We start from the raw sequence: 13,842 nt of genomic DNA on the forward strand, positions 1-13,842 counted from the left end.
TGTTATGTTCACCTATATCGCCAGCTCTTTAAATTTTTCCATGATTTCTTTTATTTGGTTTAGCGACATCCCTTGATTTATCATCTGGAAAATTATGCTGTAATCCATACTCATAAATGTAGAGCTGTTCATATTTTTATTTATATCTTTACACAAACTTGTAGCTGTCGCTGAATCCATAGTTTGATGTGACCACTCGGTACTGGTGGAATGCTTAATATTGTATTTGTCCCTCTCATTCCAAATCGGCGTCTTGGTGTCTAAATACCACGGGTGAGCATGGAAAAACGTCGGTTTTATCAAGTTGATAAAACTAATTGTCTCATTTACTGACTCCATTGTTTCGCCTGGAAAGCCAATAATAAAGTTAGCCATCGTCAAAATATCATATTCTCTGAATAGTTCATGTCCTTTGATATAATCCTCTAGCTTTATCCCTTTATTCATATGATTCAACATATCCTGGCTACCCGATTCCAATCCCAGAACGGCTCCCTCACATCCACTCTCTTTCATAAGTTCCACCATCTCTCGATCAATGTTTTGACAGCGGATATTTGAGTGCCACTTAAAATGGTACCTTTTTCGAATCATCATTCTCATGATATTTTTGAATCTATCCTTGGGCATATTAAAGGAGTCATCAATAAAATTAACCATACTAACTGTTTCAATTTGGTCTATCGCATCCAGCTCTTTTTCGATAGATTGAACACTTAAATGATTGTACTTTCCTGCCTGAGTACGATATGAGCAGTACTTACATCCAAATAGGCAGGATACAGATGTTCTCACGGGAACAATTGTACTCAGTCTATCCTTGAACAGACTCCAATCAATATGATTATTTTCAATTTCATTCGTTTCGGGAACTTTTTGTACTACAGTGAATTTTTTGCCTTCCCGGTAAATAATATTGTTGATCTGTCTATAGTCCGTACCGTTTTTTATTGCTTCAATTACGCTGATCAGAGCCTCTACACCATGATAACTGTTTAAATAAAAATCTGCTTTCATTTTGTTTAGCAGCAGTTGTAATTGCAAATCATCAACCTGATTAATAATGTTTGCCTGATATGGTCCGCCAACAATGATCTTCACCGATGAATTTATCTTCTTAACAAACTTCACCAGTTCACTGATTGATCCAATACTTTTACAAAACGTGGTACTAATTGCTACAACTGCATAATCGTTCTTAGCCAGTTTCTTTTCCAGTAATTCCTTTTCGAGTTCATAGGACCCAATATAATCAAAAGTGATCCCTTTTTTATTAACATATGTGCCCAGGTACGCTATCGCACCATTAAATATAGTTTCTAATTTTAAGGGAATTTCTTTGTATTTATCGGATAAATACAAATCCGGATTTATACCTGTATAAGCTATAAATAAACAATCTGTTTTTTGTTTCATAAACACCTGTCCTTATTGAATAATCATAAGTAGCCTAACATTTTTAATGCTTTTTTTATGTCTTCCGTATCTTCATCTGATTCCGAATACTGACAGTCAGGCGCCTCCTGACTGTCCCTTTTACCCGTTTCCTCAGCCAAATCAAAATGACATAAAGGTTCTCCATCCATATATCCTGGTACTGCAATATTGAAATGGTTTAAAATTGTAGGAGTAACATCGGCAAGGGATGCCCTGTCCGTAAGAGGTTTTAGTGTAGCATTCTCCCGATTGATCAAATAAATCCCTTCTTCCCTGTGCAGTCCCTTTTCTTCAGGCGTACCATACAAGGTGCCGGGCACAATAGCGTGATGTGCCATAAAACCATAATTTTCGGGGATAAGAACTATATCAGGTGCGTTAAATACTCGATCGCCAAAATATATGTCCTCTCTTCTGTAAGCCTTAAACATCTTTTTATTACTCTTGGGGCATTCAACCTCTTCCAATAGAGCCATTAACTTATTTCGGTATTCTTCATAATCTTTTGAATCAACGATACCGAATTTTTGTCTTCCCTTGAGATTAATGTTAATACCATAAGATCCCGGTGCTGCCATGTATGCTGTACTTTTACCCCAATCTACAGTGTATTTCTCCTCATGATGCATACATTCATATATAGAACCTTTATTCATTTTATTAAAGATTTGAGTCGATTCACTCCACTGTTTTTCATCTTTATTGACTTTCAGCAGCTTAAGATACCCTTTTTCATATAAATACGATGGAACATAGAAATCCATTTTCCCAACCCCGGAACCGTGATCTGAAATAACCATCAGAGAAGTATCCGATGGTAGCGACTCGATGGTTTCTTTTAATGCCTGATCAATCATTATATATGTATCTTCCACTGCTGTTTTCATTTTATCATCAACATCTGCCCTGTATTCAGGGCTGCTTTCATCCATATATTGCCAGAACATATGGGATACTCTATCGACTTCAGTAAATACAACCCAGAAAAAATCACAGTCATTGTTCTTAATAAGGTATTGAATTGTTTTTACCTTCTTTGAAATGAACTTTCCAACTTTATCCAAATACTCGGATTTTCCATCACACATTGTTGTCAAATCATTGGCTACATGACCGCCATTCTTCGCAATTTCTATTAATAAGTCTTCCGGATAGGAATATTTCAGAGTATTTGAAAGAGGCCAGGATATCATGAACCCATCCACTTCTGTCGGTGGATGGGTCATTGGAATATTGATCATACCCGTCTTGAACCCATATCTATTCAGCAAACTCCAAACGGTGGGTACTGCCAGATCTTTACTTTCCATAAATTTTCCGGCATAATCGATTGCCTGAGTATCCCAGAATTGATAGATGCCATGTTTCCCAGGGTTTACCCCAGTGAATGCAGTTGGCCAGCCAAGCGCTGTATGGGGTGGGGTTGTTGCATTTAATATACCAAACAAACCTGATTCGGATAATCTTTTTATGGTGGGGAGTTTGTCCTCTTTAATAAGTTTATTGACTAGATCGTATGATGCTCCATCAATTCCGAATATAAGCATTTTCATTGATAAATTCCTCGATTTTTTCTAAAGTGTTATACATAAATGGTTAATTGTCAAATAATTCTTTTGTTATTCAATATGCCATAATAACCATATAGCGCGCTGCCAATTCCGGTACCGTTATCCCCTGCTGCGGGCTGGATAAATATGTTTTTGAAAGGCCCTTGCTTATATATTTTATAGTTTGCAACGCTATTGAGTCCGACCCCGCCAGTAATGCATAGGTTATCACATTTAGTTAGTTTATACAGGTGGCGTACCAGGTATAACATGGCTTCCTCAAGAATACACTGACAAGCATAAGCAAAATCAGCTCTGACACTGTTTTTTTTGTCTTCATCTAAGTGTGAATTGATAAAATCTCTATATCCCAGCAATTCATTAATATCATCCGACGTCATCTCGATCTTGCCATCTCCAATGAATCTAATATGTTTTTTTAACATTTGATAGTATGTATCTGTACCATAAGGAGCCAGTCCCATAGTTTTGCCTTCTTCATGCTCATTAAATCCAATAATTTGCGTAATAATAGAGTAAAAAATACCTAAAGAGTTTTCTACGTAATCAGTACCTGACAGATTATACCCATATTGCTTATCCAAAATTTCTATCTTATTTCCTTTGCCGTTTGCAAATGATATAGATTCATATTGATCACCTCTTTTGCCCTCTATCTTACTTCCGACAGAATCTACGACCAATATGGCTGCTTCTTGAAATTCGGAGGGATAAAAGGCACTGGCGATATGGGACAAATGATGATTAATTAAAACAACTTCTTTCTTCATCCTTGAATACATCAGCTTGGAAATTATGTCATTCGCAACGATTAAATCAACCTCTTCTAAGGTTACGTTAGCTTCATTCAAACAATACTTTCGGGAATATCCTTTTCCAAGTTCTATTCCCAATCCGATTCCATATTTATTCCTTGTAATCCGTTCATCTTCGATCATGCTCAAAATGATTCCGTCTTTGACAATACAAGAGGAAAAATCATGATTTGAGCCTCCTAATCCCAAAACAACAATCATTGTACACCTTCAATCCATCTCTCATTTTTTTCCTTTAACCAATCAAACAAATCAATTAACATACCATTTGAAATCTCATGTCCAACTCTGGGGTATTTTTTAAATCGAATATTATGTTGAGGCCCTAAGATATTTTTTAGCTTTTGATAACTTTGATATGCCGTTTCAACAGGCATCGCTGTGTCAAGCTGTCCATTTAAAAAAAACATGTTTTTATGAGAAAAATTTCCCGCACGGTAATGTTTTAACGGTTCATATTTCTGCATGTCAGATTTCATTCTCTCATAATCAATAATTTGTTTTGATTTGGCAAAAAACTTAAATGTCCGAAACGAATCTGCATTCATGGAATTTTCCCAATTGCATGGTATCGCTACCATAGAAACAATATTTTTTATATCATCTCTTAAATAACCGGTCACAGCTGCTATACTTCCCCCTATGGATGCGCCTACACAATTCATGTTATCGAAGTCTAGCTTACCGGCATAATTGGCTTTTAAAAACGCTATAACTGGATGTATGTCTTCCGCTGTCTTGTAAATATCCACAAACATATCATTAAACTCATACTTCATCATTTTATCAAAGCTTATTTCCCGCTCTCCGTGGCCATGCATATCCATTAGAACACAAAAAAAGCCTCTGCTTGCGAGGTTATATCCTAAAGGTAATTGATCTTCCTTACGCATAAGCAATTTATGAAAAATGAAAACTATTGGTTTTACTGCTGTAATTAAATTCTCAATTAATATAATAGGTATACCTTCGATATTTACTTTTGAAACGAGGCAGCCTGTTGCTGATGATTCATTCATATTTAACTCCTAATTTTTCTTACTTGAAATATACTCTGCCAAATATTCAATCGAGCCTAATAGATTTGCATTCAGCTCATCATCAGCAATCTGTATCTCAAATATGTTTTCAATCCAAACGAAAATTTCCAAGGCATCTACTGAATTGATTCCAAGTTCCTCAATCAAGTCCTCTCCCACAATTTGTGACGGTTGAATTTCTAAACCCATCGATTTAATAATGATATTTTTTATACTTTTAACGACATCTAGCTTATTTATTTTGAATCCCTCCTTTTAAGATAATTACTTATATACACCGGATGAATTTATATGGCTTATAAAGATAATCCCCCATCAATAACTAAAGCCTGACCTGTCAGAAAGTTTAATGCGGGCTGGCAAAAAAATGCTATCACATTGGCAACATCCTCCGGTTCGCCTACCCGCATTAACGGTGTCAGGTTTTTAAGTTCCTTTTCCTTTTCATCATTTAATGGAGACATATTGGTTCTAACCGGGCCAGGCGCAACAGCATTTACACGTATATTCAACCGGCCAACTTCTTTTGCCATTGTTTTTGTCATCGAAATCATTCCCGCTTTGGACACACTATAACCTACTTCACCGACTAATGCCTTCATGGCGGCAAAGGACGCTACATTGACGATACTGGCATTCTTTGATTTACATAACAATCCAATAGCATACTTAGAGCATAAATAAGAACTTTTGAGGTTAGTGTCAATCAACGCATCCCATAATTCTTCAGATAAAAACTTAATATAACTTGTTTTACTCATACCGGCATTATTCACTAAGATGTCAAGAGCACCCGTTTTTTCTCTGATAATCTTAAACATTCCTTTTATTTGTTGATGATTAGATAGATCAGCAGGTATTAAATAAGCTTTTTGTCCCAATGCTTCTATTTCCCGAACCGTTTTCAGTGCCTGGTCTTTATTTTTGTGATAATGCACATATATGTCTGCTCCCAAGGAAGCTAATAATTTTGCAGTTGTACTTCCTATTCCTCCTGAAGCACCCGTAACTAAAGCAATATGATTTTTCAGTGTTTGCATTCTGAACCCTCCATAGTGAAAATAAAGGCTGTGAGAAACTTACGTTAGTTCCTTATTGCCTTTTCTCTGGTAATAACATTCGGCCAAGTTTTTTAATGAAGTAACTGTTTCCTGGGTTAGATCCTCGTCTTCTAACTCAAATTCCATTTCATTTTCAAAGCATACAATAATCTGAATGGCCATAATTGAGTTCACTTCAAACAAGTCATCAATCCTATCATTTTCTCCAATGGAATCAAAATCACACTCTGTATAGTCATCACCAAATAGGGTTCTTAAAATGTTTCTGATAATAGAATATATTTCTTTTCTTTCATACATTCCTATTACTCCTTCCACTTATAAATTAATAGTTTGCAAATATTTAGTTAATGCTCTAATATCGAAGACCAAACCTGATCGGAATAGCCATAAGATATTATGATACCATACCTGCAATCTTCACCTTTGGAAATCTGCTCCTTCGATTGCAGTGTCCCCAAAATTGTCCCCAGAACTGAGTTAGCACCCAAAAAGTCTCCCCCAGCATTTGTTGTACAAATGACAGGAATAGATTTATTAAATATATCCCTACAGGCTTTTTCAAAACATTCGTCAACTTGTGGAGTACCTAATTTTGAAACAATTATATAATCTATATCGTCCGCTATAATTTCAGCATTTTCAATAGATTTATTTATACTCATCGTAATATTACTGAATAAATTATCAGAAGCCAAAGATAGCGGCCCGCTGCATCCACTCATTTGTTCAACCGATTTTATGTATGCGATTACATTTGATGTATCAATACTGCTAGCCTCTTGCAGTATGATGGAAAATGCCCCGCTTGCCAATCGATTACCGTTGTTTATTCTTAATGCTTCAGCAGAATTCATCAAATGCTGGTCAATATATTCTGCACCCACAATAACTGCTCCTTTTTGAAATCCACTTCTAATATCATCGAAAGCATTTAGTATGGCTAAACCCGAAGCTGTTCTATCTGATAATAATGTCAGACTCGATCCATTCAGGTTCAGTTCGATAGACACAATATCTGCAATAGTTTTATGACTTTTATTCATTACTGTGCGGGGTAACATCCATTCAGGGCCTTGCTCCATAAATGTACTGCATATATTTGTATGAAGTCCGGTACCTTCTCCAAAGGCAGTACCCACCATAACACCCCATTGTCCGTGTTTTATCGCATCAAAGGGTTGATTTGCGTCATTCCAGGCCAAGTGCGCTGCGCACACTCCCATTTGACCATATCTATTGATTCCCATATATCTGACTTTCATCTTTTTGAGTTGGTCTTCTATATCGGAAATGTTAATAAAATTCCCTTGCTTCTTTTTTATGAGAGAATGAAACAAATCACTTTCATTATTGCTCTCAACTACTATTCCGAAACCGGTTATTGCTACTCTTTCACTCATTTTGCATACTTCCCTAGTAAAATACTTGTATTAATTCCGCCGAAAGTTATAGAATTTGATATTGCAGCAAAACCATCAAATTTAGCCGGCTTTTGGCAAACAACCTGAACATCTGCAATATCATTGTTCTCCTCATAGTTAACTGTGGGAGGGATTTTCCTGTTTTTCAAAACTAAAATTGAAGTAATCGCATCAATTGCCCCTGATGCCCCTGAAGTATGTCCAATTGAACCTTTAGTAGAACTTACGTAAAGTGTAGATAATTCCTTAGAAAATGTGTTTCTGATTGATTTAATCTCTGACATATCGGTAGCCTTTGCTCCAACCCCATACGCATTTATATACCCAATGTCCTTCTTTTGAAGGCAAGATTCAGATATTGCTTCTTCCATCGCCTTACTCAATCCTTTGCCATTCTCATCCGGTAGGTTTAAATCACCCGCATCACAGGAACATCCATACCCTAATACCTCACAGTGTATTTTCACGCCCCGCTTCAAGGCATTTTCTTCAGACTCAAGTATAAGCATACCGGAACCTTCACCAAATAAAAATCCTTTTCTACACGCATCAAATGGCCGGGCTTTATCAGCGCTAATCAATCGCATCGAAGACATAATATGATGGCTTAAAATGCTAAAGGTATCTATACCTCCACATAATACAATTTCTGTCCTCCCACTTTTAATCCAACGATACGCCATGCCAATTGCTGCCGTACTTGATGCACAATCTATTGCAACTGTATTACGCAAACCGGTAATTCTGAATTCGTATGCCAGCGAGTCAGCAATTGAACTATATTCGAATTCTCTTATGTGATTGTCGTACAACTGCCGATAATCTCTAGTCCCACTTTTACACAATTCATTTTGAATGTCCGGTATTTGTCCGAACATAGTTCCCATGCTAACCGCCATTTCGTTTTTATTTGTATCTACTGGAATATGCGCATCCTGAAGAGCATTGTGGGCGGCTACCAGGCAAAACTGCATTGTTCGGTAATAATGTTTCCATTTATCCATTATCGGAATATCATCTTTTATCTGGACAGCAAATTTTTTTTTCAATCCATTGGTCTGGAAGGAAGTAATGGGTGAAGTGGCATCCACTCCGCTGCATAATTTATCGAAAAAAATATCGGTATCCGTGCCCAGACAGCTAACCATACCTAGTCCTGTAACTACTACTCTTCTACCTTTCTCACTCAATAATACCACCTCAGCTTTTACTTGCAGATCTATTGTATTCATTCAATTCCTCACAGAACTGGTCGAATTCTTGAAAATTCATTTGCTGCCTTGAATCTGATAACGCTTCTTCCGGATTCGGGTGCACTTCTACCATAATGCCATCTGAGCCACAGGCTAATGCTGCCTTTGCCATCTTAGCTGCAATATCTTTTCTGCCAAGAGAATGACTTAAATCTGCAATGATGGGAAGGTTTGTTTCCTTCTTAATGATCGCAACGCAGGACAGATCTAATGTATTCCGTACCGCTGTTTCAAACGTTCTAATTCCTCTTTCGCATAAAATAACATTCTTATTGCCACCGCAAAGAATATAGTCCGCAGCACTAATAAACTCGTTAACTGTTGAACACATGCCCCTTTTTAATAATACTGGTACAGACGTTTTGCCTATTTTCTTTAACAGCTCGAAATTCTGCATATTTCGTGAACCTATCTGAAAGATATCAACATATTCTTTCATCGTATCAATATGGCAAGTATCAACAATTTCAGAAACAATTTTTACATTGTACTTTTTCCGGATCCTATCCAGAATAGTGAGTCCTTCCATCCCCATTCCCTGAAAATCATGAGGTGACGTGCGAGGCTTAAATGATCCCGCCCGGATAAACTGTACTCCTCTTTCCACTAAAAACTTAACTGTTTCATCCAGCATTTCCTCGTTTTCTACAGCACATGGGCCAGCGACTAAAACCGGTCTTTTGTTCCAAAGCTTATTCATATTAATCTCCATTCCGCGCGCCTTCGGGCGCGGCACAAATAATAATGAAAGATTTGCAAAACCTCTACTCCATGAGATAATAGCTTCAAGAAGCTACACTACAAAGCACGGGAAGAGGAGTTGTAAATTTTTTTCGTTTTAGACAGCATATTAATCAGTGTAAGTTCTGCCTTTTCAAGCACAAATAAATAGTACTACGAGTCCGTACACTAAGAATTGTTTTAACGCCTTGGTTAAATTGTGTGGCAGTTCAGTCAATGGCTTCTTATCTTTTTTTTGAAAGGAGTCTCACTATGAAAGTTACTTACAAAACCTGTTGTGACGTCGATGTTCACAAATCTTTTCTCGTTGCCACGATCATCACTACTACTGGTGGTATCGAACCTTCTTATCAGAAAAAACGTTATTCCACCTTTAGCAATTCCATTCTTGAGTTCAAGCAATGGCTTCTTGACAATGACTGTCTTGACCTTTGCATGGAATCTACCGGGAAATATTGGATTCCCGTGTTTAATCTTTTAGAGAATGAAATCAATGTTACTATCGCAAACCCCAAATGGATAAAAGCTGTAAAAGGTAACAAGGAAGACAACAAAGATTCTAAATGGATTGGAGATTTGTTCCGTCTCGGACTCGTAAAAGACAGTTACATTCCTTGTAAAAAATCCGTATTTTACGCGGGTTCACAAGGTATCGCTATAAACTCGTTTCCTGCCGTTTCAGCGAAAAGAATTGATATCAGAATGCGCTTACTGTCTGTAATGTCGCACTAGATTCTGTTGTATCCGATATCTTTGGGAAGTCATCCACATCTATTATTGACTATCTGATTGAACAGTCTGGCAGTTCGATTAATCATGAAAAAATAGCATCCAAACTTCTTAGGTCTCTCAAATCTAAAAAAGATGTAATCCATTGAAGGATATCAGATGACTGATTCCCAAAAATATCTTATGCACCTCGTCCGTGCACATATGGATTATATCACAGCTGAAATTATGATATAGACCGTGAAATAGAAAGTTTGATTTCTTCTGATTCTGATTATGAAAATGCTATCCAGTTTTTTATGACTATTCCGGGTGTTAAACGTGATAGTGCAATCACTATCATATCCGAAATAGGTATTGATATGGCTCGCCGTGGCAAGAATAGAGCCATTGTTGCAATCGCCCGGATGATTCTGACTGCAATTTACCAGATGTTATCAACTGTAGAAGCATGGAACCCAAGCGATTTGTATAAAGTCGATATGCCTGAAGCTTTAATGGAAAAATAAAAGCAAAAGCTATCAAGCAAGCCATGAAACTATTGCAACGCGAGGGATTATATCCTCTACTAGAAGCAATAGCTTCTTAATTGTTTTCTTAAATAAACACCTTTAAAAAGTTGCCACTTACTGACAGCTTAGATAAGTGCGCCATTTTTAGGCTGTCCTCTACTTTCTTTCACACTACTCCTTTATGTATTTCCAACGCTCTTTAATTCTGTATCATTGAAATACCGTTAACAACAATTTCTTTACTTGCAAGGAAGACACAGCTCTGAATTATGATTAAAACTCCTTTCCCAATAAGCAGCTATTGAATGGAGACAGGATCTGAAAATAGGTAAACACCAACACATTCCCATCGACATTACTGAACTTGATATCATGTTAAGAACACCAAATACCCTGCCCCGAAAATCCTCCTTGACTTTTTCCTGAAGCATAACCGTTACCGGCGTATTATAAAGTGGTATCGCTATTCCAGTAATCGTCCATACGGCTATGAACAAGCAAAATATCGGCAGCATTGATGCTATAACACCAAGTAAAACGGCAGTGATACCAATCCCAAAACTTACCAGGGCAATGATATATACTCTGTTTTTACGGCAATCTTCAATCAAATCCCACTTATGTATAATCACAGCATCTTCTAATTTGAACTTTCTATGAATATAGTGCACAACTGAGATGTTTCCTTCCATTAAGACTGGGTTCTCACATATTAGGTAGCTAATCTCTAATGGTTTAATCCCAGTATTTTCAAATAACTTATCTATCATATTGGATATTTTCTTGCCAAATTATCCTTGGAACTAAATGCGGATACTATTTTTATTCGACTATGCTCCTTAAACTGCTGTACAAACTCAACATAGTCTCCCCCTATCATTACGGGACTGCCTCTACTTGAATAGAGTATTTCATCAACTTCAATAGTATTTGGTGGAATAAAGTAATCCATATACTTTATACTTGTTGTATTATCTTCCATTCTTTCTCTCCTCTACAATTATTCTTTTAGATTATTAATAAATCAGACCTCTTTGGATAATAAGATTCTATTGTCTCAAATGGAATACCAGTAACTTCAGCAGCGTGTTTAGTGTTACTTAATATTACCCAAACATCTCCTCGCGTCATCTCAAACTGCTCATCATCCGCGGTAAGACTCAATTCACCTTGCATTACTTAAATAGTCTGCTCATAGAATGCTAAGGTATTTCGAACTGTTTGTTTAACCTATATCTACACATTGTCATATGTATTCCATTCACTAATTCTACTTCAGCGTTTTCTCCTTATAATTGATTCTCTACTCCTATCCATTTTTTTATAGTTTTCTGCCCCAATATTCAAACTCCTATTCACAATATATATAGGTGTTTGCGAACATCATAATTCGCAACTATTTTTTCAGATTACCAAAGTATTTATGCATCAAACAAACTTCAATTTTTAAACTTTCTCCACTCTCACATTGACTTTGATAATATCATTCCCTTTTATGTGTCCTTATTATTCAAAGCATTTTTTCTATCCCTACGGGACCCTACCTCTTATTTTTCTTCGCTATTACAGACACCTCCGGGAACTATGTAGTTTTATTAAAGTTTCGAATACTTCTATAAACACCCGCTTTAAACAGGATTTCCGTCCTAATCTTAAAACGCTAAATTATCCCAGTTCATTATCTTTTGAAGGCTGACTTGACCATCTCTTTAATTCCGTTATACGGTATCGTGAGCTGTTTTCAGGTGATACATTCGACCCAGATATACATTTTCAAAAAGCTTATATCCTTTTCAATACGAGAACATTCCTCCTTATGATAATTGTCTAATCAATTCGAATGGCATCTCTGCTATTAAAACAATCCTACTTTTACAATGAATATATAAAGGAATTCGTACTTGTAAAAACGGACTTTTAATATCTTTGAATCTCACTCTGGTTTCCCTCGGAAATCTAATAATAAAGGTACAATAAGTTGGGATAACATACTTATGTAAGTATGATATCCCAACTTATTGTACCTCAATTTTTTATCAAGTAAACTGCTTCGTTCGTAAGCGTCAAATAAGATAGGGGATATGAAAACAGCTATTTTCCTGATATTATAAGAAAATAGCTATCGGCATATTTGTTGTATAAGTGGATCCCATAGCATGTAGTCTTCCAGAAACTCAGGATATTCCATGAATGTGATACCAGGGATGTCGCTTAAAATGAACTAGATATATTTATTCGGATTGATACCGTTTGCTTTGGCAGTTTCAATTAGGTTGTATATTCCAATACTTGCTGTAGCACCGGCAGGGCTGCCAGAGAATAACCAGTTTTTACTGCCACTATTTATTATTTGACGCTTACTTTCGTTCTCTATACATTTGTTTTATCTGATACTTTTCAACCACCTCCAGCGATACGCTAATTAACCTTTTTTCTCCCATAAATTCTATCTCAATCCATGCTTGCCTTTTATGTCTATTTATCTTTCTTACAACACTCTCGAAACCTTTTAGTGGACCATTAATTATGTGAATTTTATTTCCTACTTTGATACCAGATGAGCTTTCAATACAATGGGAGTTATTACATAGGCTCATTAGAATCTGTTTTTCTGATTCTCGCATTGCAAATTCTTCATCTGAATATCTCAATATTTTAATTATATCTTGTAAGTCATATATTATAGGTGTTATTGTAGTTAAAAATTCACAGCATAGCATCTCAGATTTAATAAATATGTAACCCGGAAATAAGGGCTTATATTCCTTTCTAACTACTCCCATTTTCTTAAAAGCCAATTCAATTAATGGTACAAACGATTCTATATCTAACCTTTTTTTTAAAAACTTTTCAACCTTACGTTCCCTACCTGTTTTAACATATAGTACGTACCAATACATTCTTGACACCTTACAGAAGTCATAGCTTCGCCCTTTCACTAATCTTAACAGACAAGCTACCTCGTTTTTTCTGTATGTTCCTTACTAAAAACTAACGTGTCCCTCCAGCGATTAGCATTCAATAAGTGCTTTATGTTTACAAAAATGTATAACCTAGTATTCATACAACATGACAAATATTATTAATAAATAGAATCTGTTGAAGAGAATCATTTCGTTTACTACCATAAAAAGCAATATTTCTATTATAATTTTACTATTTATTACCAATTTTTTTCATTATTCGTATTGTCAAATATCGACTTTGAGTATAAGGAGATTTCTACAAATGTTTCTTTCAAATCAGATGAAATCATTAA

13 protein-coding genes and 2 pseudogenes are annotated in these 13,842 nt (G+C 36.1%); 1 reads left to right on the plus strand and 14 read right to left on the minus strand.

Features of this window, described 5'->3' with window-relative positions; all coding sequences use genetic code 11:
- Nucleotides 1-12: 12 nt before the first annotated feature.
- The 10 genes from RHS_RS05910 to RHS_RS05955 are packed head-to-tail and all read right to left on the minus strand — an operon-like array spanning nt 13 to nt 9,301.
- The gene (locus RHS_RS05910; RefSeq protein WP_047832613.1) at nt 13-1,416 is read right to left on the minus strand and encodes a B12-binding domain-containing radical SAM protein; all 1,404 of its coding nucleotides are present in this window, start codon (nt 1,414-1,416) and stop codon (nt 13-15) included.
- A 23-nt stretch (nt 1,417-1,439) separates the two neighbouring features.
- Entirely contained in the window at nt 1,440-2,990 is a 1,551-nt protein-coding gene (locus RHS_RS05915) for an alkaline phosphatase family protein (RefSeq protein ID WP_047832614.1), read from the minus strand.
- Nucleotides 2,991-3,040: 50 nt separating this feature from the next.
- The gene (locus RHS_RS05920) at nt 3,041-4,024 is read right to left on the minus strand and encodes a carbamoyltransferase N-terminal domain-containing protein (protein ID WP_395021517.1); all 984 of its coding nucleotides are present in this window, start codon (nt 4,022-4,024) and stop codon (nt 3,041-3,043) included.
- A complete protein-coding gene (locus RHS_RS05925; protein WP_047832615.1) occupies nt 4,021-4,842 on the minus strand; it encodes a S9 family peptidase in 822 nt (273 codons plus the stop codon). The genes RHS_RS05920 and RHS_RS05925 overlap by 4 nt, the downstream gene beginning before the upstream one ends.
- 9 nt (nt 4,843-4,851) lie before the next feature.
- Nucleotides 4,852-5,103, minus strand: a complete 252-nt coding sequence (locus RHS_RS05930) for a phosphopantetheine-binding protein (RefSeq protein ID WP_047832616.1) — start codon at nt 5,101-5,103, stop codon at nt 4,852-4,854.
- Nucleotides 5,104-5,159: 56 nt separating this feature from the next.
- Nucleotides 5,160-5,903, minus strand: coding sequence for an SDR family NAD(P)-dependent oxidoreductase (locus tag RHS_RS05935; RefSeq protein WP_047832617.1), 744 nt, complete (start codon nt 5,901-5,903; stop codon nt 5,160-5,162).
- 39 nt (nt 5,904-5,942) lie between these two features.
- The gene (locus RHS_RS05940; RefSeq protein ID WP_047832618.1) at nt 5,943-6,224 is read right to left on the minus strand and encodes a phosphopantetheine-binding protein; all 282 of its coding nucleotides are present in this window, start codon (nt 6,222-6,224) and stop codon (nt 5,943-5,945) included.
- A 47-nt stretch (nt 6,225-6,271) separates the two neighbouring features.
- Nucleotides 6,272-7,327: a beta-ketoacyl synthase N-terminal-like domain-containing protein gene (locus RHS_RS05945; RefSeq protein WP_047832619.1), complete on the minus strand. Its 1,056-nt coding sequence runs from the start codon at nt 7,325-7,327 to the stop codon at nt 6,272-6,274.
- Nucleotides 7,324-8,580, minus strand: a complete 1,257-nt coding sequence (locus tag RHS_RS05950; protein ID WP_047832620.1) for a beta-ketoacyl-[acyl-carrier-protein] synthase family protein — start codon at nt 8,578-8,580, stop codon at nt 7,324-7,326. Before RHS_RS05950 ends, RHS_RS05945 begins: the two co-directional genes overlap by 4 nt.
- Nucleotides 8,549-9,301, minus strand: coding sequence for a bifunctional 3-deoxy-7-phosphoheptulonate synthase/chorismate mutase (locus tag RHS_RS05955; protein WP_395021522.1), 753 nt, complete (start codon nt 9,299-9,301; stop codon nt 8,549-8,551). Before RHS_RS05955 ends, RHS_RS05950 begins: the two co-directional genes overlap by 32 nt.
- A 293-nt stretch (nt 9,302-9,594) precedes the next feature.
- On the opposite strand from RHS_RS05955, the pseudogene RHS_RS05960 reads away from it, so the two are divergent.
- Nucleotides 9,595-10,660: pseudogene (locus tag RHS_RS05960) on the plus strand (transposase).
- A 162-nt stretch (nt 10,661-10,822) separates the two neighbouring features.
- Here the strand turns inward: RHS_RS05960 and RHS_RS05965 are convergent.
- The 4 genes and pseudogenes from RHS_RS05965 to loaP form a co-directional block, all read right to left on the minus strand.
- Entirely contained in the window at nt 10,823-11,353 is a 531-nt protein-coding gene (locus tag RHS_RS05965) for a hypothetical protein (protein WP_047832622.1), read from the minus strand.
- A complete protein-coding gene (locus RHS_RS05970) occupies nt 11,350-11,565 on the minus strand; it encodes a hypothetical protein (protein ID WP_047832623.1) in 216 nt (71 codons plus the stop codon). Before RHS_RS05970 ends, RHS_RS05965 begins: the two co-directional genes overlap by 4 nt.
- Nucleotides 11,566-12,702: 1,137 nt before the next feature.
- Nucleotides 12,703-12,921 (minus strand): annotated as a pseudogene (locus tag RHS_RS30305) (IS66 family transposase); the annotation flags it as partial.
- Between the two features lie 19 nt (nt 12,922-12,940).
- Nucleotides 12,941-13,483, minus strand: a complete 543-nt coding sequence (gene loaP / locus RHS_RS05975) for an antiterminator LoaP (RefSeq protein WP_047832624.1) — start codon at nt 13,481-13,483, stop codon at nt 12,941-12,943.
- Between the last annotated feature and the right edge of the window lie 359 nt (nt 13,484-13,842).

This window comes from Robinsoniella sp. RHS, from assembly GCF_001029355.1.
GTDB classification, from domain to species: domain Bacteria; phylum Bacillota; class Clostridia; order Lachnospirales; family Lachnospiraceae; genus Robinsoniella; species Robinsoniella peoriensis.

Bases quoted from the DNA above. Each gene is read 5' to 3' on its own strand.
- RHS_RS05965 (WP_047832622.1), bottom strand. From the start codon at position 11,353: ATGATAGATAAGTTATTTGAAAATACTGGGATTAAACCATTAGAGATT.
- RHS_RS05945 (WP_047832619.1), bottom strand. From the start codon at position 7,327: ATGAGTGAAAGAGTAGCAATAACCGGTTTCGGAATAGTAGTTGAGAGC.
- RHS_RS05925 (WP_047832615.1), bottom strand. From the start codon at position 4,842: ATGAATGAATCATCAGCAACAGGCTGCCTCGTTTCAAAAGTAAATATC.
- RHS_RS05910 (WP_047832613.1), bottom strand. From the start codon at position 1,416: ATGAAACAAAAAACAGATTGTTTATTTATAGCTTATACAGGTATAAAT.
- RHS_RS05970 (WP_047832623.1), bottom strand. From the start codon at position 11,565: ATGGAAGATAATACAACAAGTATAAAGTATATGGATTACTTTATTCCA.
- RHS_RS05955 (WP_395021522.1), bottom strand. From the start codon at position 9,301: ATGAATAAGCTTTGGAACAAAAGACCGGTTTTAGTCGCTGGCCCATGT.
- RHS_RS05950 (WP_047832620.1), bottom strand. From the start codon at position 8,580: ATGAATACAATAGATCTGCAAGTAAAAGCTGAGGTGGTATTATTGAGT.
- RHS_RS05935 (WP_047832617.1), bottom strand. From the start codon at position 5,903: ATGCAAACACTGAAAAATCATATTGCTTTAGTTACGGGTGCTTCAGGA.
- RHS_RS05920 (WP_395021517.1), bottom strand. From the start codon at position 4,024: ATGATTGTTGTTTTGGGATTAGGAGGCTCAAATCATGATTTTTCCTCT.
- RHS_RS05915 (WP_047832614.1), bottom strand. From the start codon at position 2,990: ATGAAAATGCTTATATTCGGAATTGATGGAGCATCATACGATCTAGTC.
- loaP (WP_047832624.1), bottom strand. From the start codon at position 13,483: ATGTATTGGTACGTACTATATGTTAAAACAGGTAGGGAACGTAAGGTT.
- RHS_RS05940 (WP_047832618.1), bottom strand. From the start codon at position 6,224: ATGTATGAAAGAAAAGAAATATATTCTATTATCAGAAACATTTTAAGA.